Genomic DNA, 19,651 nt, shown 5'->3' with positions numbered 1-19,651 from the left:
GACGTGGGTGGCGCGGACATCAGGAGCCGGAGCGGTGAACCCCGGGCCTACATCGGCTCGTTCACCTCGACGGGTGGCCGCGGTGTCACCACCGCCGCCGTGGACCCGAGGACCGGGGCGCTGACCCCGCTCTCGGTCACCCCCGCCGAGGACCCCTCGTACCTCGCCCTCTCCCGCTCCACCGGTGTCCTCTACGCGGTCAACGAGACCGAGCGGGGCACGGTCGCCGCCTTCGAGACCACCGTCGCGGGCCTCGCCCCCCTCGGCGCGCCCGTCCGTGTGGGGGGCTCGGGTCCCACCCACCTCAGCCTGGCGGGGCGCAGGCTGCTCACCGCCCACTACACCTCCGGCAGCGTCAGCAGCCTCCCGCTCGCCGCCGACGGCCGCCCGGGCGGGCCCGCCCACGTCCTGTCGCACCAGGGTTCCGGCCCCGACGCCGACCGACAGGAAGGCCCGCACGCCCATCAGGTGCTGCCCGACCCGACCGGCCGCTGGGTGCTCGCCGTGGACCTCGGCACCGACTCGGTACGGGTCTGCGCGCTCGACCCGACCACCGGGGCGCCGCGGCCGCACACCGAGACCGCGCTGCGTGCCGGGACCGGCCCCCGCCACCTCGCCTTCCATCCGGAGGGCGAGGTGGCGTACGTCCTGCACGAGCTGGAGCCGCAGGTGACCGTCTGCCGCTGGAGCGGGGGGTCCGGGCGGCTGGAACCGGTCGGCGAGGTTCCGGTGGCCTCAGCGGGCGCCTCAGGGGCCGTACGGGCCTACCCCTCGGCGATCGTCGCCTCGCCCGACGGTCGCTTCGTCTGGGCGGCCGTCCGTGGGGCCGACACGATCGTCACCCTCTCCCTCGCCGACGGGCCGGAGAAACCGCGACTCACCGGAGCCGTGGCCTGCGGCGGAGCGTGGCCGCGCGATCTTGCCGTCGATCCCTCGGGGAGCCGGCTCTACGCGGCCAACGAGCGCTCGGGGGACGTCACCTGGTTCGACGTGGATCCGTTGACCGGGCAGCCGCGCCGTGCCGGCTCGGTGGCCGTGCCCGCGGCCACCTGCGTGGTCCTGGGCTGACACGCGCCGGCGGGCCATGGGAAAGGGCCCCCGACGGCCACGGGTGACCGTGGCCGTCGGGGGCCCTTCGCGTCGTGCGGGCGGGTCAGTGCGCGGCGGCGTCCTGGGCGATCCCGAGGGCGGCGGCGTACTGCGCGACGGCCAGCTTGCCGAGCGCGCCGTAGGCGCCGAGGACCTCGGCCGTGGCGCAGTCGGCCTCCTTGCAGGCGGTGTCGAGCAGACCGTCGGCGGCCTCCGGGCCGATCAGGTACGGGGCGAGCGCGAGCAGCGTGGAGCCCTCGCGGCGCAGCTGCTCGGCGACCGCGGCCACCGAGCCCTCCTGGTCGAGCGCGGCGGCCTTGACGGGCACGGCGAGCCGGGCGGCCAGCAGCATGCCCGTGATCCCGGCGGCCTGTACGGCCTCCTCGCCACCGGTGGTGGCCAGGACGATGCCGTCGGCGGCGGTGGTCACGGTGAAGAGCCGGGCGCGGTCGGCACGGGCCAGGCCCGCCTCGGACAGGCGCACGTGCAGGCCCTCGGCGAGCAGCGGGTGCGGGCCGAGCACGTCGGCCAGCTCGGCGGCGGCGGAGGAGTCCATCAGCGCCTGACGGATCCGGCGGAGCAGACCGCTGTCGGGGCCGGCGAGCAGCGGTACGACCACCGCGTCCGGGCCGGTCGGCGCGGGCACCTCGTGGCCGGCGGCGCGGGCGAAGTCCGCGCGCGCGACACGCTCGGTCGCGACGGCGGTCAGTACGCCGGACAGCGACGGGAACTCGGTGCCGTCGTCACCTTCGAGGAAGCCGATGCGGGCGTCGAGGCCCGGCAGCTCGGAGCGGCCGATGCTGATGATCTCTTCCGCGAGCCCTCGCGAGGCGGCCGAGGGGGCACCGGGCACGGCGAGCACCAGCGCGGGCGCGCCCTCGGGCGCCACCGCGGGCTCGGGCCGGCGGTGCCGTCCGGTCTGGCGGGGTCGCGGCATTCGTACGGGCAGGCCATTTGCGGGCCCAGTGGGGGAGCTCATGGCGCCGCATGCTACTGGCTTATCGGAACAAGGTGTTCGGGCAGGGCCTTCCGACGAGGCATCTGTCCGTATTTATCCGGTGAATATCAGATACGTTCAACTGACTGACGGCAAGCGCCAGTCCACGGGCTGTGAACCCTGACCCACCAGCAGCTCGTTCGTCCGGCTGAACGGCCGGGAGCCGAAGAACCCGTAGTCGGCCGACTTCGGGGAGGGGTGCGAGGACTCCACGACGGGCAGTTCGCCGAGCAGCGGCCGCAGGTTGCGGGCCGCCCGTCCCCAGAGGATGGAGACCAGCGGCTTGCCGCGCGCGGCCAGGGCGCGGATGGCCTGGTCGGTGACGGCCTCCCAGCCCTTGCCCTGGTGCGCGTTCGAGCGTCGGGGCGCGGTCGTGAGCGATCTGTTGAGCAACAGGACGCCCTGCCGGGTCCACGGGGTCAGGTCGCCGTTCGCCGGGCGGCCGGTGCCGATGTCCCGGTGCATCTCCAGGAAGATGTTGTCGAGGCTCGGTGGTACCGGCCGTACGTCCGGGGCGACGGAGAAGGACAGTCCGACCGCGTGCCCCGGCGTGGGGTAGGGGTCCTGCCCGACGATGAGCACCTTGACCTCGTCGAAGGGCTGTTGGAAGGCGCGCAGCACATTGGCCCCGGCCGGTACGTAGGTCCTCCCCGCCGCGATCTCGGCGCGCAGGAAGTCGCCCATGGCGGCGATCTGCCCCGCCACCGGCTCCAGAGCACGGGCCCAGCCCGGCTCGACGATCTCGTTCAACGGTCGTGCTGCCACGGTGGATCACTCTACTGGCCGAACGTGGCCGCCCGTACACACAGGACGTCGGGCAGGTGCTCCGCGAGGAGTTGCCAGCTCTCGCCGTCGTCGTGGCTGGCGTACACCTCGCCGTTGCGATTGCCGAAGTAGATGCCCGCCGGGTCCGCGTCGTCCGTGCACAGCGCGTCGCGCAGCACCGTGCCGTAGTGGTCCCCGGCCGGGAGTCCGCGGGCCAGCGGCTCCCAGGTGGCGCCCGCGTCCCGGGTGCGGAAGACCCGGCACCGGTGCTCGGCCGGGACCCGGTCGGAGTCGGCGTTGAGCGGGAAGACGTAGGCGGTGTCCGGCCGGTGCGGATGGGCGGCGACCGCGAAGCCGAAGTCGGAGGGCAGACCGCCGCCGATGTCGGTCCACCGGCCGCCCGCGTCGTCGCTGCGGTAGACGCCCCAGTGGTTCTGCAGGTACAGCCGGTCCGTGTCCCCGGCGTCCTGGGCGATCTTGTGCACGCACTGGCCGAACTCGGGGTTCGGGTCCGGCAGGAACACCGCCGAGACCCCCTGGTTGGACGGGTTCCAGCTGGCCCCGCCGTCGGTGGTCCGGAACACCCCGGCGGTGGAGACGGCCACGGTCACCGCGTCCGGGTCGCGGGGGTCGGTGATCACCGTGTGCAGGCCCTCGCCCCCGCCACCCGGTACCCACTTCCCGCGGCTCGGGTGCTCCCACAGCGGGCGGACCAGCTCGAAGGAGTCGCCCCGGTCGGTCGAGCGGAACAGCGCGGCCGGTTCCGTCCCCGCGTACACCACGTCGGGGGCCTCGGGGCCGGCCGGCTGCAGCTGCCAGACCCGCTCCAGGGAGGCCCCGGTGTCCTTCGGGAACTTCACGGCGGGCGCGGCGGGCTCCCGCCAGGTCGCGCCGAGGTCGTCGGAGCTGAAGACGGACGGGCCCCAGTGGGCGCTGTCCCCGCCGACCAGCAGCCGGGGTACCGGGCCCCGCCGGTCCACGGCGACCGCGTAGACGGCCTGGGCGTTGAAGTGGGGTCCGTCGAACTCCCAGGGCGCCTCGCCCCGGCGGCGTCCGATGAAGAGTCCTTTGCGGGTTCCCACGAGCAGCACTGCGTCGGTCATGGCCGGCACCTCCGGGCCTCGTCGCCCTCCGCGGGCGTTCCTTGCGGAGTATGTTTTCGGCCAGTCTGCACCCGCCCGGTGACAGTGACCCGGCGGACGGTGCGGGGATCCTGATGAGCAGATCAATACCGATCGTTTACCGCCCCGAAATGATTGTTGCTTGCATGCAGGTGTCCGTAATGGATTGACTTCGGGTCACTGCCGCCGCACGCGAGAGGACGTATGTGGTCACCGAGCACCTGTCCCCGCTCGACCTCGCCTTCTGGCGGATCGAATCCGCCGACCATCCCATGCACCTGGGTGCCCTCGCCGTCTTCCGCGCCGCCGGACCCGACGCCGCGGAGCGGGCCGCCGGCCTGCTCACCGCCCGATGCGTGGCCGTACCCCGCCTGCGCCGCCGGATCCGGGACGTGCTGCTCCCCGTCGGCGCGGCCGCCTGGTCGCCCGATCCCGGCTTCGACCCGGCCCGGCACGTCTTCCTCGTCCGGACCGACGAGAGCGTCCCGCACACCGCCGCCGGACCGCTGATGGCCAGGCCGCTGGACCGGACGCTGCCTCCGTGGGAGGCGCACGTACTGGCCGGACCCGATCCGGACTCCTTCGCGGTCCTCTTCAAGTTCCACCACGCCCTCGCCGACGGCCTGGGCGCGCTGGCCCTGGCGGCCACCCTGTTCGACGAGGCGACGGTCCCGCGGCCACCCGCGCGCCCGGTCCCCGAGCAGCGGGGCGGCTCCGTCCTGCGCCGGCTCCCCGGGGTCCTGGCGGCCCGGGTCCAGGACGTCGGCCAGGCCCTGGAGATCGGGGCGGCCGTGGCCCGCGCCGGACTGCCGCTCGGGGTGCCTGCGGCCCTCACCACGGACTCCACCGGCTCGGGCGCCCGGGCGGTCGCCGGCCTCGCCCTCGACCTGGACGAGGTCAACCTCGTCCGCAAGGGCGCCGGCGGCACCGTCAACGACGTGCTGATCGCCCTGGTCGCCGGCGCGCTGCGGCGCTGGCTGGCGGGGCGGGGCGATCCCGAGCCCTGGGGCGCGGGCCCGCGCGCGCTGATCCCGGTCTCCCGCCGCCGCGGGCCCGCGGGCTCGGGAGGCGCCGGGAACCGGCTCTCCGGCTATCTGCTGCGGCTGCCGCTCGCCGAAGCCGATCCGCTGCGCCGCCTGGACAGCGTGCGCGCCGCCATGGACCGCAACAAGGACGCCGGACCCGCCCGCGGCGCCGGGGCCGTCGCCCTTCTCGCCGACCACGTCCACCCGCTCGGCCACCGGCTCGGCGGCCCGCTCGTGGCCCAGGCCGCCCGGCTGCTCTTCGACATCCTCGTCACCAGCGTGCCGCTGCCGAGCTTCACCTTCACCCTCGGCGGCAGCCCGGTCCACGAGGTCTACCCGCTCGCCCCGCTGGCCCGAGGGCAGTCGCTGGCCGTCGCGGTCTCCACGTACAAGGGCACGGTCCACTACGGACTGGTCGCCGACGCGGCCGCCGTCCCGGATCTGGCCGCCTTGGCCGGGGCGCTGCGCACGGAGCTCGACGAGCTTGTACGAGAGGTCTCGTAGTACGAGGAAATCCGTAGTACGGTGACTCTCGTACTTGATCGATCCCCGGCATGCCCGGTCGTATCTGGAGAGCCTGATGAGTGCTGCCCCCGCCGCCTTCGCCGCCCTGTTCGCGCCCTACACGCTCCGCTCCGTCACCATCCCGAACCGGGTGTGGATGGCCCCGATGTGCCAGTACAGCGCCGAGGCGTTCGGGCCGAACGCGGGCGTGGCCGGCGACTGGCACTTCGCGCACTACGCCGCCCGCGCCACCGGCGGAACCGGATTGATCGTCCAGGAGGCCACCGCCGTCTCCCCGGAAGGCCGGATCTCCCCCTACGACCTCGGCATCTGGAACGACACCCAGGTCGATGCACTGCGCCGGATCACCGCCTTCGTCAAGTCCCAGGGCGCCGTCCCCGGGATCCAGATCGCTCATGCCGGCCGAAAGGCGTCCACCGACCGCACCTGGAAGGGCGGGCGACCGGTCGGAGCCGAGGCGCACGGCTGGCAGCCGGTCGCCCCGAGCCCCGTGCCCTTCTCCGAGGGGTACCCGGTACCCCACGAGCTGACGGTCGAGGAGATCCGGGAGATCACCGGCCAGTTCGCGGCCGCCGCCGAGCGCTCGCTGGCCGCGGGGTACGAGGTCGTCGAGATCCACGGCGCCCACGGCTACCTGATCGGCGAGTTCCTCTCCCCGTACAGCAACAAGCGCACCGACGCGTACGGCGGCTCCTTCGAGAACCGCACCCGCTTCGCCCTCGAAGTCGTGGACGCCGTAAGGGCGGTGTGGCCCGAGGAGCTCCCCCTCTTCTTCCGGATCTCCGCCACCGACTGGCTGGAGGAGGAGGGCTGGACCGCCGACGAGACGGTCCGCCTGGCCGACCTGCTGCTTGAACACGGCGTGGACCTGCTCGACGTCTCGACCGGCGGCCTCGCCCCGCACGCCACGATCCCCGTGGGCCCCGGCTACCAGGTCCCCTTCGCGGCCCGGGTCAAGGCCGGCACCGACCTGCCCGTGGCCGCCGTCGGCCTGATCACCGAACCGGAACAGGCCGAGAAGGTGCTCGCCAACGGGGAGGCCGACGCCGTCCTGCTGGGCCGGGAGCTCCTGCGCGACCCGTACTGGGCCCGCCGCGCGGCCCAGGAGCTGGGCGCGGAGATCCGTACGCCCGAGCAGTACCACCGCTCCTGGTGACGCGGGTTCGGCTCCGGCGGCCCCGCCCCGGAGCCGTACCGCCGGTTTCCCCGACCCGCCCGCCTGCTTCGACGACTCTCGTACGATGGGGTGCGCGGCATCCGGAACACATCGACCGAGTGAGTGGAGCAGGGACATGACGGAACGGGACGCCTCCCGCACCCTCGCCCACCCCGAGGAGGGCGAGATCCGCCTGGAAGGCGTGCTGCACGCGCTCTCCGACCCGGTCCGGCTGTCCATCGTCCTGGACCTGGCCGCCTCGGCCCAGGACCTGGCCTGCTCCTCCTTCGACCTGCCGGTCACCAAGTCCACGACCACGCACCACTTCCGCGTCCTGCGCGAGAGCGGCGTCGTCCGCCAGGCCTACCGTGGCACCACCAAGCTCAACGCCCTGCGCCGCGAGGAACTCCAGTCACTCTTCCCCGGCCTCCTCGACAGCGTCCTGGCGGCGGCCGCGGCCGAGGCGGCCCGGCTCGCGTCCTGAGCCGCGGCTCAGCAGGGGCCCTCGCCGGCGGTCACGGGCGTGGCCGTGTTCTCGGCGGTCACCGTCACGCCTTCGGCGATGTTCTCCTCCGTCAGCACCAGGGGGCCGAACACCGGGTTGAGGGGCAGGTCGTAGCCGGGCGGGGCCTGGGTCTCCTGCCAGTAGTAGACGCCGGTCGGCAGGGTGCGGGTGCACGTGCCGTCGGCCCCGGTGGTGCAGGTGGTGCCGATGGAGGTGTCCGGGTCGCTGCCGGTGGGCTGGAGTCCCGGGATGCCGTTCGTCTCCTCCCAGAGCTGGAAGACGCCGCCTCCCAGGGGGTCACCGGTCGTCGCGTCCTCCTTGATCACCGTGACGTCACCGAGAGACACACCGGGGCCCTCGCAGTGGTCCGGGCACCGGGCGGCACCCAGGGCGGCCGGGCTCGCGACGCCCGGCTGGTTCCGGACGGTCGTGATCGCTCCGGCCGCCGCCGCGGCGTACGAGGGCGTCGAAACCAGCACTGCCGTCGTCGCCACCCCGAGGACCCAGGGCCGCCACCCGTCCCCTGACCGGCGGAATCCGTTCGGTGCCATACCACTCCATCCGCATACCGCTCGGGGCCTTCGCTCCAGCGACATGATCGGCCCGCGCACGCGGGCCGGGACGGCGACACTCCCGCACGAGGGGATTCCGGCCGGAGGACCACTCGGAAGCACTTGCGCGGGGTACGACCCGGGCTCAGCCCGGGCCCGCCGCGTCCAACAGGCCCTGCCAGTCCGGGATCTTCACCGAACGGCGGCCCAGGGAGCGCCCGAGGTCGGCCTCGGCCGCCTCGATCGCCAGCCAGCCCGGCCACCGGACCGGGCGCAGACCCGCCGCCCGCAGGGCGTCCAACGGATCCCCCGGGAGATCGCGCCGGACCAGTGCCCCCGCGTCCTGGAGCAGTGCGGACACGGTCTCCTTGGCACAGGGCCGGTTCGTGCCGATCACCCCGGTCGGACCACGCTTGATCCAGCCGGCCACGTACTCGCCGACCGAGGCCCGGCCCGCGCGCAGCACCCGGCCCGCCGCGTGCGGAACCGTACCCTTCGCGGGGTCGAAGGGCAGCCCGGCGAGCGGAACGCCCTTGTACCCCACCGAGCGCAGCACCAACTGCGCCGCGACGTCCTCGTGCACACCCGTCCCGATCACCCCGCCCCGGCCGTCCGGGGCGGTGCGCTCGAAGCGCATCCCGGTGACCCGGCCGTCCGGCCCGCCGAGGATCTCCACCGGGCGCAGGTAGAACCGCAGCGCGATGCTGCGCGGCAGGCCGGCCGGCTCCGCCTGCGCCCAGCCGCGCAGCACCTCCAGGTTCCGCCGGGCCACTGCCGGCAGGGCGGCGGCCGCCACCGGGTCGGCGTACACGGGGTCGAGGGCCAGTTCGGCCGGATCGGTCCGGACGTCCACCCCCGGCAGCGTGCCCAGTTCGCGCAGCTCCTTGGTGGTGAACTTGGCCTGCGAGGGACCGCGCCGGGCGACCGTCGACACCGCGCGCACCCCGCTCTCCGCGAGCGCGCCGAGCGCCGACTGCGGCATGTCCGTCGGCGCCAGTTCGGCCGTACCCCGGGCCAGGATCCGCGTCACGTCCACCGCGACGTTGCCGGCCCCGACCACCACCGCCGCGTCCACGCCGGGCAGATCGAACGCCTCGGCGGCGGCGTCCGGGTGTCCGCTGTACCAGGACACGAAGGCCGTCGCGGAGTGCACCCCGGTCAGCTCCTCGCCGGGGATCCCCAGCATCCGGTCCCGGGCCGCGCCGACGCAGTACACCACCGCGTGGTACAGCTCCAGCAGCCGGTCGGTGGGCAGCGCCTCCCCGCCGACCTCGACGTTGCCGAGGAAGCGGATCCGCTCGTCCTCCAGCACGGTGCGCAGGTTGCCCTGGAGCGACTTGATCTTCTCGTGGTCGGGGGCGACCCCGTACCGGACGAGCCCGTAGGGGGCGGGGAGCCGGTCCAGCACGTCCACCCGTACCCCGGGCACCTCGCGCTGCTGTACCAGCGTCTGGGCCGCGTAGACCCCGCTGGGGCCCGATCCGACGACGGCGACACGAAGCACGGCGGAGCTCCTCCCGCAGGTGTTCCCAGCATGACACCGGCCCCTCGCGGAGTCAGCCCATCGCGCGCATCCGGTGGATCTCGGCGCTCTGGGTGGCCACCACCTCGGTCGCCATCTCCTCCACGGCCACGTTGTTCCCACCCGCCAGCGCCTCGCCGGCCATCGTCACGGCGCCCTCGTGGTGGGTGGTCATCAGCTTCAGGAAGAGCCGGTCGAAGTCGGTCCCCGTGGCCGCGGTGAGTTCCGCCAGCTGCCGCTCGGTCGCCATCCCCGGCATCGCGCCGTGGTCATGGCCCGCCGCCGGTGCCGCGGGCGTGGCGGTGGCCGGGGGAGGGGTCGTGGCGGGGTGGCGGGTCAACCACTTCTCCATCGCGCCGATTTCGGGCTTCTGGGCCGCGGTGATCCGCTCCGCCAGCCGTTTGACCCCCTCCGATGCGGCCCGGTCCGGTGCCAGGGCGCTCATCGTGAGTGCCTGCCGGTGGTGTTCGATCATGCGTGACACGTAGGTGCGGTCGGCGGCGTTCGGGCTGTCGTCGGGTTTCGCCTTCGCGGCCTCCTCCGGGGTGAGGTGGCGGGCCTCCTCGCCCGGCCCGCCCGGCGCGACGATCGTGGCCCGATCCGATCCGTCGTCCCCCTGGCAGCCGGGGAGCATCAGCAGCAGGCCGGCGGTCACGACCGTGGCCGCGGCCGTGGCGGCGAACCGGCCGGGCCGCGCCGATAAGACCGTGCGGAGGACCCCGTGGGCTTTTGCCATGTCCATGAAGGGAAGATACTGCCGGGGTCCTGGTTCCGCTCCCTCACGGGCGGAACCGATCGGGCTCTCAAAGGAGGGCACAGTGACCTCGCTCCACAACAGGCGGGTACACAGCAGGAGCGTGGGGGTGGCCGTCGCCGCGGCCGGTCTCCTCACCACGCTCCTGGCGGCAGCCGGACCGGCCGCCGCCACCCCCGACCCGGGCGACTTGACACCCGGCAGTGCGCATCAGCACGACGCGGGCCTCACCGAGGGCCGGGAACTCGCCCCGGGGGACATCCCCGGCCAGGACGAGATCGTGCACAGCGCCAACGTCAAGCCCCTGGCCAACATCCCCAGCACCGACCCCACGGGGATCAACACCGACCTGGCCTTCCAGGGCAGGTACGCCTACGCGGGCAGCTACAGCGGCTTCACCATCTACGACATCGCCGATCCGAAGGCACCGAAGACCGTCACCCAGGTGCTCTGCCCCGGTGGCCAGAACGACATCTCCGTCCACGGCGACCTGCTCTTCCTCTCCACCGACTCCTCGCGCAGCGACGACTCCTGCAACAGCGTCTCGCAGCCCGCCACGGAGAAGTCCTCGTGGGAGGGCATCAAGATCTTCGACATCAAGGACAAGAAGAACCCCAGGTACATCAAGTCCGTCGAGACGGCCTGCGGTTCGCACACCCACACCCTGGTGCCGGGCGACCGCGACCTCTACCTCTACGTCGCCTCGTACTCCCCCAACGAGGCCTTCCCCGACTGCAAGCCGCCGCACGACGGCATCTCGGTCGTGAAGGTCCCGAAGAAGGCGCCGACGAAGGCCGCGGTCGTCGCCTTCCCGGTCCTCTTCCCCGACGGCGGCAACCCGGGCGCGCCCACCAACCCCGGCGTCTCCAAGACCACCGGCTGCCACGACATCACCGTGCTGCCGTCGAAGAACCTGGCCGCCGGCGCCTGCATGGGTGACGGCATCCTCTTCGACATCAGCAGGCCCGAGCAGCCGCGGGTCATCGACCGGGTCCAGGACAACGTGAACTTCGCGTTCTGGCACTCGGCCACCTTCAACGAGCGCGCGAACAAGGTGGTGTTCACCGACGAACTCGGCGGCGGTGGCGGCGCCACCTGCAACGAGGCCACCGGTCCCGACCGCGGCGCCGACGGGATCTACGACATCACCGGCCGCGGGGACCAGCGCAAACTCGTCTTCCGCGGCTACTTCAAGATCCCGCGCCACCAGGCCGACACCGAGAACTGCGTGGCGCACAACGGTTCGCTGGTCCCGGTCGGCGGCGGCCGCGACATCATGGTGCAGGCCTGGTACCAGGGCGGTGTCTCCGTCTGGGAGTTCACCGACTCGGCCCGCCCCCGCGAGATCGCCTACTTCGAGCGCGGGCCGCTGACGACGGACCAGCTCGGACTCGGTGGGTCCTGGTCGGCGTACTACTACAACGGGCACATCTACTCGAACGACATCGTCAAGGGCCTCGACGTGCTGCGGCTCCAAGACCGGCGCACCGACAACGCCACGCGGGTGCGCATGGACCGGCTCAACGTGCAGACCCAGCCCGAGTACCACTGACCTCCGGCGCGTCCGAGGTGCTACGGGCGCCAGGTCTGTGAGGGGAACGTTCCGCCGGGCGGCGCGCCGTCCGGCGGGACTCCGAGCTCCCAGTCCAGCCCGTAGCGCTGGAACAGCTCGGCCCGCAGCCGCTGCGCCGGCATCGGGGCCCCGGGCAGCAGGATCGCCACGACGGCGCCCATCAACAGGGCACGCAGCAAGGGATAGTCCGTGTCCGGGTCCGCCGAGCCGTACCGCACGACGGTGTCCCGCAGCAGCTCCGCCAACCGCTGCTGCTCGGGACACTGCACGAAGCCCTCGGCCGTCAGGATGCCCGCCATGTGCGTGCGCATCAGCAGGGGTTCGTCCCGGGCCAGCCCCAGGACGGCGTCGACGGCACGCGCGAGCCGCTCGCGCCCGCACTCGCTGTGGGGCTCCCGTTCCAGGGCGTCGTGGAGGGTCAGGTGCATCAGCCGGTGCACCGCGGACTGCAGCAACTGCCGTTTGCCCGGGAAGTAGTACGAGACCAGGCCGCGTGCCGCGCCCGCCCGGTCGGCGATGTCGCCGAGCGTCGTGGCCTCGTAGCCGTGCTCGGCCACGAGTTCGACCGTGGACTGCAGCAGCCGCTCCCGGGAACGTCTGCGCAATTCTTCATTGACCGATGCGCTGCGCGGGGACATGCTTACTCCTGCGTTGACTGGCTCCCGGCCAATATACTCAGCGCACGGGGTCGCCTGCTCTGGGTGACACGGGGGATCATCCAGGGCAGGCACGCCGTACCCTTACCGCTCCACCGGGTCGCATCCGCGTTCGCGCACGGGCACGGACGTCGCCAGAGCCACCAGGGCCACTCCCAGGAGCCAGCCCGCCAGCACGTCCGACGGCCAGTGCACCCCGAGGTACACCCGGGTGAAGCCGACCCCGAGCACCGAGACCACCGCCACCGTCCAGGCGGCCACCCGGCGGACGCCCGGCGCCCGGCCCGGCGGCGGGCGGGGGAGCAGCCACAGGAGCAGTCCGCACACCACGGTCGCCGTCATGGCGTGCCCGGACGGGTAGGCCGCGTACTGCGCCGAGTCCACCGGATCCGACCACACCGGCCGATCCCGCCCCACCAGTAGCTTCAACCCCTGCTGCAGCGCCGACGCCGCCAGCGTCACGAGGGCCACCAGCAGCGCCCGTCTCCGATCGCCCCGCCACCACAGCAGGACGCAGGCGACCGCCGCCAGCGCCCGCATGGTCCAGGGGTCCCACACCCAGTCGCTGAGCACCCGCATGGACCGGGTGACGGCGGGGTGGGTCACGGCGTGGGCGTGCAGATCCCGCGCGACCCGCTCGTCGTACGCGATCAGCGGCCGCCATCCCGCCACCACCAGCGCCGTCAAGGCCGCCGCGAGCAGCGCACAGCCGATGCCCGTCCACCACAGGGGATCTTTGCGCATGCCCCGATCCTCGCACCGTCGGGCGCCGACGGGCGGCGGGCAGCGCCGAGGCCCGCCTTGCTAAGCCAGGGCGCTCAGCCCCGGTACGAAGGCCACCACCAGCGGGATCGCGGGGACCAGCGTCGCCAGTGCCGTCAGCCGCAGCCGACGGCCGGGGGAGAGCCGGGGCGCCGCCGACAGCAGCCGGCGCACCCGCTGCGGCACGTGCGCGTGCTCGGGCGAGGAGGACCCGAACACCCCCCGGTCCTCGTTGAGTCCGACCAGCGCCAGCGCGATCGTCAGCCGCCCGAACCGCCGGGAGGCCACATCGTCGGCGGCCATCTCCACCAGCCGGTGCATCTCCGCCTCGAACGCCGCGAAGACCGGCACCTGCGGGAAGCCCCGGGCCAGCGCCCGCGAGCAGTGCAGCAGCCAGTCGTGCCGGGCCGCGGCGTGTCCCTGCTCGTGCGCCAGCACGGCGTCCAGCTGGCTGCCCTTCAGCCGGGCCAGCGCCGCCGTCGTGACCACCAGCTGCGGGGCCGCCCCCGGCAGCCACCAGGCGTCCGGCCGCGGACCCTCCAGGACGACGAGCCGCGCGCCCGTCGGGTCCTCCCCGGGCAGCAGCGGGGCCCGTACCAGCAGTTCGCTGCCCTGCGCCCGCCGCCGCGCCCGCGCCCGCAGCACCTCACCCGTCAGCATGGCCGCGGTCCACAACCCGCCGCCCGCCAGCACCAGCGCCGTGAGAGCGGCCCACGGCCCGCCGGCCGCGCCCAAGGCGTAGGCGTCGACCACCCCGTGCGGGGCGGAGGCGAACAAGCGGCCCCGGACCTCCTGCCAGGCGGCCGCCGCGCTCAGCAGCATCGACAGCCCGAAGCACAGGAGCACGGCACCGACCACGCACTGCCACACCCACAGGGCGACGACCGGCTCACGCTCGGGCCATCGGGCCCGGGCGAGCAGACGGGGGGCGAGCACCGCGGTCAGGGCGCCGAGCAGGAGGAGAACGGCGGGGACCATCATGGCCGTCAGCCTATGAGCGAGGGACTACCTGCGGGTACGTCCTCGGGCCATTGGTGACGCAGGACACGTCCGCCGGCGCCGTCACATCGTGAGCAACATGGCCAACATCCCCATTCCCATGGCGAGTCGGCAGGCGCGGATGAGTTCGGGGGGTCCGCCCCGGCCGGCGGCCGACCGGGGTGACACGGGGCCGCCCTCGGTGATCAGCCGGGTCCCGCCGAGCATCACGTACCCGGCGTAGTAGAGGAGCAGCGCGCCCGTCAGCAGGGGCGGGCCGGCCGCCTGGGCGTGCTCCTGCCCGTGCCCGGACCCGGCGCCCGCCATCAGGGCCATGTAGACCATCGTCAGCGAGCCGACCAGGTGGTGCGCGTGGTGCGGGCCGCCCCGCAGCAGCCACAGGGCGTGCAGGGCCGCACCGCCGAAGACCACGCCCAGCACGGGCGCCCGCCACCCGTCGTCGTGCCCGCCGAGGGGCACGGCCATCAGGGCCATCCCGAATCCCATCACCGCCTCCCCGGCGGCGCCGACCGAACCCCGCGCCCGCCGCAGGCAGTACGCACCGCTCACCGCGCACAGCAGCACCAGCAGCCAGGAGGAGACGGAGGCGGTGAGGGACGTGGTGGAACCGTGCACGGCGGAACCTCCCGGTTCGTCGGCGTCACGGGGAGAGATGCCCCTCTCACAGCACCCTCACGCGGCTCCGGGTTAGGCTCTCCGTGCCTTCCCGGCATGTCATATGCCGCCGCACTGAACGGAGCGCCCGATGACGACCGCCCAGCCCGAAGCCCTCAGTTTCCGCAGCGCCGTGGAGGCGGACGTACCGGAACTGGTGGCGCTCGTCGAGTCCGCCTACCGAGGCGACGCGAGCCGGGCGGGCTGGACCACCGAGGCCGACTACCTGGACGGGCAGCGCACCGACCCGGACGGGGTCCGCGCGGTCATCGCCGCCCCGGACGGGGTCCTGCTCGTCGTCGAGCGCGCGGACGAGATCGTCGCCTGCTGCCAGCTCGAACACCGGGACGACCACGTCTACTTCGGGATGTTCGCCGTCCGCCCCGGCCTCCAGGGCGCGGGCCTCGGCAAGGAGATCCTGGCCGAGGCCGAGCGCCGCGCCCGCGAGACGTGGGCCGCCAAGGAGATGCGGATGACGGTGGTGCACGTACGCGAGGAGCTCATCGCCTACTACGTGCGCCGCGGTTACCGGCGCACCGGCGAGATGAGCCCCTTCCCCTACGGTGACGAGCGCTTCGGCGTCCCGCTCCGCGAGGACCTGGCCTTCGAGCTGCTGGTCAAGTCGCTCTGAGCCGAAGCCGAAGCCGGGTCGCCGCCGTCAGGCGGTGAAGCGGCCGGTGCTGCGGATCTCCGGGAAGTCCGTGACCGCGCCGTCCAGTCCGAGCGCCCGCGCGAGCCGCAGCAGGTCCAGCGTGTCGACCGCCAGGCCGGTCACGCGCAGGCCCGCCGCGTGCGCCGAGTCCACCGTCTCCAGGCTGAGCCGGTGGACGTCCACGGCGACCGCCGCTGCGCCCACGGCCGACGCCCGTTCCACGACCGACCCGGCCTCGCCGCCGGGGGAGGCCGCGTACAGGACGGTCCGTACGCCCGGCACCAGCCGGGCCGTCTCGGCGAGCACCCCGTCCTGGGCGGAGGCCACCTCGATCCGGGAGGTCAGGTCGTGGCGCAGGATCAGCGCCGCGAGTGCGGTGGCGGTGGCCACGTCGCCGACGAGGGCCTGGATCGGCACCCGGACCGCGTCCAGGACCTCCTCCAGGACGGGCACGCGCTCGCCCTGACCGGCGTCCAGCTCGCGCAGCTCGGCCACGGTCAGATCGGCGACGGCCCCCGAGCCGTCGGTGGTCCGGTCCACGTCGGGGTCGTGCACGGCGACCAGGGCTCCGTCCTTGCTCAGACGCAGATCCAGAGCGATGACGTCCATGCCGCAACGTTCCGCTCGGAGGTACGACCGCAGGGTGTTCTCCGGTTCGACACCCATGACCCCGCGGTGACCGATGGTGAGGAAAGTCAAGGTTCTCTCGCTTCCGTCGACGGCGGCTCCCCGCGCGGCTTCGGTGTCCCGACCGGCCGCGCGCGATGAGGTCGCATGCTAATGCGCCGAGGGTGCGATGGGACCGGGCGTGCAAGGCCCCCGAGGAGCGCTCCGGCCGCTTCCCGCCAGGGTTGTGCGCCCCACCGGGAGCGGCGTCGCGCCTGTCGCGTCACCCGGGCGTGGGCGCGTCCCCGTCGGCTTGACGACCCGGGTCGCGCCGGCCCTCGCGGAGCCCGTCCAGGTCCGTGAGCAGGGCCTCGGCGAGCTCGAGTTCGGCCAGGTGCTGCCGCTCGCTCCAGCGCAGCGCGAGGGTCGGGAACGTCCATTCCGGTACGCCGCTCGCGTGCTCCATCGCCTCCCGTACGGCGGCCAGCTCGCCCCGGGTGCGCTCCAGGTGCTCGCCGACCATCGCGCGCAGCCGCTCCGGCTCGGCCAGGTGGCCGAGCCAGATCCGCAGCAGCAGCCCGTGCTTGAGGACCGGGGGACCGGCCTCCGCGGTGTCGGCGGCCCAGCCGGCCAGCGCGCCGCGTCCGGCGTCGGTGATGGCGTAGCGGCGCTTGGCCCGCGCCTCCTCGGGTCCCGAGCGCACGGAGGCCGCGTAGCCCAGTTCCTCCAGACGGCGCAGCTCCGCGTAGATCTGGCTGATGGCCGGTGACCAGTAGAAGAAACGGAGCGAGGAGTCCGCCCACTTCTTCAGCTCGTACCCGGTCCGCTCGCCCGGGAAGGAGAGCAGGCCCAGAACGGCCCACGCGGTCGGCGGCAGCTCTTGCTTCTTCGACTCCTGACTACTAGTCATATTTCGAATTGAAGTGAGACCGGGTACGCGACGCAACCCTGGAGGCACAGTGGAATTCTCCGTGATCTTCGAAGCTCAGCTTGCCGACCCGACGGTGGAACGGGAGCACCAGCTCATCCGCGACTGCGTCGAGCAGGCCGTGCTCGCCGAACGCATGGGATTCGACCGGATCTGGGCGGTCGAGCACCACTCGCTCAAGTGGTACGCGCACATGTCGGCCCCCGAGATCTTCCTGACCTGGGTCGCGGCCAGGACGAACACCATACGCATCGGCCACGGCGTCGTGTGCATGCCCTTCAACTTCAACCACCCTGTGCGGGTCGCCGAGCGGGCCGCCATGCTCGACCTGCTCTCGGGCGGGCGCCTCGATCTCGGGGCCGGGCGCGGTGGCACCGAGCAGGAGACCTCCTTGTGCGGGGTGGACCGGGACCGCACCACGGCCGAGGTCGAGGAGGCCCTGCGGATCATCGGACGCGCCTGGCGGGAGGAGGAGCTGGAGTACCACGGCCGGCTGATCGACATCGACCCGCACCCGATCCTGCCGAGGCCGCGCCAGACTCCGCATCCGCCGCTGTTCCTGGCGTGCAGCCGGGGCGAGACCCTGGTTCGGGCGGCCGAGCTGGGGATCGGGGCGCTGGTGATGGGCTTCGCCGGTCCCGAGTCCATCGCGGGGATGCGCTCCGTCTACGACGCGGCGATCGCGGGGCGGGACGGCAGCCGCTTCGTGTCCACGGTGGTCAACGATCACTTCTCCGTGCTGTGCCCGACCATCGTGCTCGACGACCGGGAGGAGGCGCGCCGGATCGGCACCCGGGGGCAGCGGTTCTTCGCCCAGTCCATCGGCCACTGGTACGGCGGGGCCGGTGTCCCGGACGAGGCGGTGGTCGCGGGCGCCGACGAGGCCGCGGAGATGCGCAGGGCCGCCGAGCAGATGGTGGCCCGGCTGCACGAGCTGGACATCCCCGTCCGGCCGAACGCGACGGCCACCTTCGACGCCGATCATGCCTACGGCACCGCCGACGACGCGATCGCGTACGTGGAGCGGCTGCGGGAGGCGGGCGCCGACGAGATCATGTGTCTGATCCAGATGGGGACCGTGGGGCAGGAAGCCTGCCTGGAGACCTTGAGGCAATGGGGCGAAAAGGTCATTCCGCACTTCCGTGGTGTGTGATCTGCGCCTCTGCCGCCGGCGGGACTCCGCCCACCCAGGCCCCGTCGACCGGTGGTCTTCGGCCGGGGAAGCCTTGGCGCAACTGGGCGGAGTCCTCGATTCCACAGCGACGGACGGGAAGACTTCCGGTGAAATAGGGGGTGACGCAGGATAATTTCCCGAGTTCCCTCTTGAGGGGGAGAGCCTCGCGCGCATACCCTGCCCATACGTGAGGTTCTCCTGTGGAGGAAGTGACATGACGGAAACTCTTGTGCCCGGTACCGGCGGCGCCGTGATAACCGCTGGAGCGCGGGTGGTCGACCACCCCGCGTGGCCCGAGCTCAAGGCCGCCGTGGAGGAGATCCGGCCCTGGCAGGCCACCGACGGCTCCATCGACTTCGAGGTCGAGGGTGCGCACGGCCGTGCCACCGTCCTGGCCGCGGTGGAACGCGTGATCACGGCGGTCGAGGCGCTCTCGCCGCTGCTCCCGCACGGTGCCGCGTACCACCAGGCCCTCGTCGCCGACCTGCGCAAGTGGGCCGCGGACGACTTCAAGGTGCCGGACTTCCTCGACTCCCTGCTGGCCTTCCACCCGGCGGCCGAGCGCGCCGACGGGCTCCAGCACCTGGTCGTCTTCCCCATGTACACCCAGAACGGCAACCTGGACCGCAACCTGGAAGCCGTCGTGCTCAAGATGGTGTGGCCCGAGTGGCTCGCCGAGCTGGAGCGCACCCGGTACGACAACCCGCTCTTCCTCGGCATCACCTTCGAGGACTTCACCCCGGGCTACGACACCCACTCGGCCGTCCTCTTCCCGGAGACCATCGCCGTGCGCGAGGCCCCCGAGCGCTTCACCTGGGGTGGCATCTTCTGCGACCGCGAGGCCGCCCGCTACCGCAAGGTGACCGAGGCCGCCGTCGACATCCTGGGCATCGACCTGCCCGAGGACATCGCCCGCATGGTCGAGGACCAGGAGCGCTGCGAGAAGGCCTTCGTCCTGTGGGACATGGTCCACGACCGCACCCACAGCCACGGTGACCTGCCGTTCGACCCCTTCATGATCAAGCAGCGCCAGCCGTTCTGGATGTACGGCCTGGAGGAGCTGCGCTGCGACCTCACCGCCTTCAAGGAGGCCGTGAAGCTGGAGTCCGAGGGCAACGAGCACGGCCGTGACGTGCAGTACGCCGTCCTCTTCGACCGGATGTTCCGCTTCCCGGTCTCCGGCGACCGCAACCGCAACTACGACGGCCTCGGCGGCCAGCTGCTCTTCGCCTACCTCCACAAGCACGACGTCGTGCGCTGGACGGACAACAAGCTGAAGATCGACTGGATGCGCGCCCCGCAGGTCACCAACCAGCTGTGCGCCGAGATCGAGGACCTGTACCGGGCCGGCATCGACCGCCCGAAGCTCGTGCACTGGTTCAAGGCGTACGAGCTGGTCTCCACCTACCTCGCCCCGCACCCGGGTTCGAAGTGGGCCAAGGGCGCCGACGCCCTGGACCTGACGCAGCCGCCGCGCAAGCTCGTGGACGACGTGCTTCCGGACGAGTTTCCGCTCAGCATGTTCTTTGAGGCGCTCGCCAAGAAGCTCAAAGGCACGATCGCCTCGACCAAGGGCATCACGGCCCTGAACGCAGAGCAGGCCGAGCGAGTCGCCGCGTGAGCGCTCGCCCACAGGA

The 19,651-nt window shown here is 72.8% G+C and carries 20 protein-coding genes; 8 read left to right on the top strand and 12 right to left on the bottom strand.

Annotated features, from left to right (window positions below; translation table 11 throughout):
* Positions 1-3: 3 nt before the first annotated feature.
* Positions 4-1,068, top strand: a complete 1,065-nt coding sequence (locus OG624_RS06040; RefSeq protein WP_371587318.1) for a lactonase family protein — start codon at positions 4-6, stop codon at positions 1,066-1,068.
* Positions 1,069-1,153: 85 nt separating this feature from the next.
* On the opposite strand, the gene OG624_RS06035 is transcribed toward OG624_RS06040, so the two are convergent.
* The 3 genes from OG624_RS06035 to OG624_RS06025 form a co-directional block, all read right to left on the bottom strand.
* Positions 1,154-2,068, bottom strand: a complete 915-nt coding sequence (locus OG624_RS06035) for a sirohydrochlorin chelatase (RefSeq protein ID WP_078908910.1) — start codon at positions 2,066-2,068, stop codon at positions 1,154-1,156.
* A gap of 96 nt (positions 2,069-2,164) precedes the next feature.
* Entirely contained in the window at positions 2,165-2,851 is a 687-nt protein-coding gene (locus OG624_RS06030; RefSeq protein ID WP_030012774.1) for a uracil-DNA glycosylase, read from the bottom strand.
* An 11-nt stretch (positions 2,852-2,862) separates the two neighbouring features.
* A complete protein-coding gene (locus OG624_RS06025) occupies positions 2,863-3,954 on the bottom strand; it encodes a WD40/YVTN/BNR-like repeat-containing protein (protein ID WP_161289399.1) in 1,092 nt (363 codons plus the stop codon).
* Between the two features lie 224 nt (positions 3,955-4,178).
* Between OG624_RS06025 and OG624_RS06020 the strand changes: the two genes are divergently transcribed.
* From OG624_RS06020 to OG624_RS06010, 3 genes are all read left to right on the top strand, one after another.
* The gene (locus tag OG624_RS06020) at positions 4,179-5,501 is read left to right on the top strand and encodes a wax ester/triacylglycerol synthase family O-acyltransferase (RefSeq protein WP_033214159.1); all 1,323 of its coding nucleotides are present in this window, start codon (positions 4,179-4,181) and stop codon (positions 5,499-5,501) included.
* A gap of 76 nt (positions 5,502-5,577) precedes the next feature.
* Positions 5,578-6,678, top strand: coding sequence for an NADH:flavin oxidoreductase/NADH oxidase (locus OG624_RS06015; protein ID WP_033214157.1), 1,101 nt, complete (start codon positions 5,578-5,580; stop codon positions 6,676-6,678).
* 136 nt (positions 6,679-6,814) lie between these two features.
* Complete coding sequence (locus OG624_RS06010; RefSeq protein ID WP_033214151.1) at positions 6,815-7,162, top strand: ArsR/SmtB family transcription factor; 348 nt, start codon at positions 6,815-6,817, stop codon at positions 7,160-7,162.
* Between the two features lie 8 nt (positions 7,163-7,170).
* Here the strand turns inward: OG624_RS06010 and OG624_RS06005 are convergent, their stop codons facing one another.
* The 3 genes from OG624_RS06005 to OG624_RS05995 form a co-directional block, all read right to left on the bottom strand.
* On the bottom strand, positions 7,171-7,734 hold the full coding sequence (locus OG624_RS06005; RefSeq protein WP_371639188.1) for a prealbumin-like fold domain-containing protein: 564 nt from the start codon (positions 7,732-7,734) through the stop codon (positions 7,171-7,173).
* Positions 7,735-7,879: 145 nt separating this feature from the next.
* Positions 7,880-9,238 (bottom strand): FAD-dependent oxidoreductase, encoded by a 1,359-nt coding sequence (locus tag OG624_RS06000; RefSeq protein WP_371639187.1) that lies wholly within the window; start codon positions 9,236-9,238, stop codon positions 7,880-7,882.
* A 52-nt stretch (positions 9,239-9,290) separates the two neighbouring features.
* Complete coding sequence (locus tag OG624_RS05995) at positions 9,291-9,992, bottom strand: DUF305 domain-containing protein (RefSeq protein WP_371640840.1); 702 nt, start codon at positions 9,990-9,992, stop codon at positions 9,291-9,293.
* A gap of 82 nt (positions 9,993-10,074) precedes the next feature.
* Between OG624_RS05995 and OG624_RS05990 the strand changes: the two genes are divergently transcribed.
* Positions 10,075-11,562 carry an LVIVD repeat-containing protein gene (locus OG624_RS05990; RefSeq protein WP_371639186.1) on the top strand — a complete coding sequence of 496 codons (1,488 nt, stop codon included), beginning with the start codon at positions 10,075-10,077 and terminating at the stop codon, positions 11,560-11,562.
* Between the two features lie 20 nt (positions 11,563-11,582).
* On the opposite strand, the gene OG624_RS05985 is transcribed toward OG624_RS05990, so the two are convergent.
* The 4 genes from OG624_RS05985 to OG624_RS05970 all read right to left on the bottom strand — a co-directional run bounded on the left by OG624_RS05985 (position 11,583) and on the right by OG624_RS05970 (position 14,615).
* Complete coding sequence (locus OG624_RS05985) at positions 11,583-12,221, bottom strand: TetR/AcrR family transcriptional regulator (RefSeq protein ID WP_033214144.1); 639 nt, start codon at positions 12,219-12,221, stop codon at positions 11,583-11,585.
* Positions 12,222-12,323: 102 nt separating this feature from the next.
* A complete protein-coding gene (locus tag OG624_RS05980) occupies positions 12,324-12,983 on the bottom strand; it encodes a phosphatase PAP2 family protein (protein WP_161289413.1) in 660 nt (219 codons plus the stop codon).
* A 60-nt stretch (positions 12,984-13,043) separates the two neighbouring features.
* Positions 13,044-13,982, bottom strand: coding sequence for a M56 family metallopeptidase (locus OG624_RS05975; protein WP_033214141.1), 939 nt, complete (start codon positions 13,980-13,982; stop codon positions 13,044-13,046).
* A gap of 81 nt (positions 13,983-14,063) precedes the next feature.
* Positions 14,064-14,615 carry a DUF5134 domain-containing protein gene (locus tag OG624_RS05970; RefSeq protein ID WP_266446185.1) on the bottom strand — a complete coding sequence of 184 codons (552 nt, stop codon included), beginning with the start codon at positions 14,613-14,615 and terminating at the stop codon, positions 14,064-14,066.
* Positions 14,616-14,745: 130 nt separating this feature from the next.
* Here OG624_RS05970 and OG624_RS05965 point away from each other — a divergent pair, with 130 nt between their 5' ends.
* A complete protein-coding gene (locus tag OG624_RS05965; protein ID WP_033214140.1) occupies positions 14,746-15,285 on the top strand; it encodes a GNAT family N-acetyltransferase in 540 nt (179 codons plus the stop codon).
* Between the two features lie 27 nt (positions 15,286-15,312).
* On the opposite strand, the gene OG624_RS05960 is transcribed toward OG624_RS05965, so the two are convergent.
* Together OG624_RS05960 and OG624_RS05955 are read right to left on the bottom strand one after the other, a co-directional pair.
* On the bottom strand, positions 15,313-16,005 hold the full coding sequence (locus OG624_RS05960) for a glycerophosphodiester phosphodiesterase (RefSeq protein ID WP_161289417.1): 693 nt from the start codon (positions 16,003-16,005) through the stop codon (positions 15,313-15,315).
* Positions 16,006-16,195: 190 nt separating this feature from the next.
* A complete protein-coding gene (locus OG624_RS05955; protein WP_371639185.1) occupies positions 16,196-16,822 on the bottom strand; it encodes a PadR family transcriptional regulator in 627 nt (208 codons plus the stop codon).
* A 49-nt stretch (positions 16,823-16,871) separates the two neighbouring features.
* Here OG624_RS05955 and OG624_RS05950 point away from each other — a divergent pair, with 49 nt between their 5' ends.
* Together OG624_RS05950 and OG624_RS05945 are read left to right on the top strand one after the other, a co-directional pair.
* The gene (locus OG624_RS05950; RefSeq protein WP_371639184.1) at positions 16,872-17,993 is read left to right on the top strand and encodes an LLM class flavin-dependent oxidoreductase; all 1,122 of its coding nucleotides are present in this window, start codon (positions 16,872-16,874) and stop codon (positions 17,991-17,993) included.
* A gap of 235 nt (positions 17,994-18,228) precedes the next feature.
* Positions 18,229-19,635, top strand: coding sequence for a DUF6421 family protein (locus OG624_RS05945; RefSeq protein WP_051762247.1), 1,407 nt, complete (start codon positions 18,229-18,231; stop codon positions 19,633-19,635).
* The last annotated feature ends 16 nt before the right edge of the window (positions 19,636-19,651 follow it).

Source organism: Streptomyces virginiae (assembly GCF_041432505.1).
Classification (GTDB): Bacteria; Actinomycetota; Actinomycetes; order Streptomycetales; family Streptomycetaceae; genus Streptomyces; species Streptomyces virginiae_A.
Note: the sequence above shows the minus strand (reverse complement) of the source record. Positions and strands in the feature narration are given on the sequence as shown.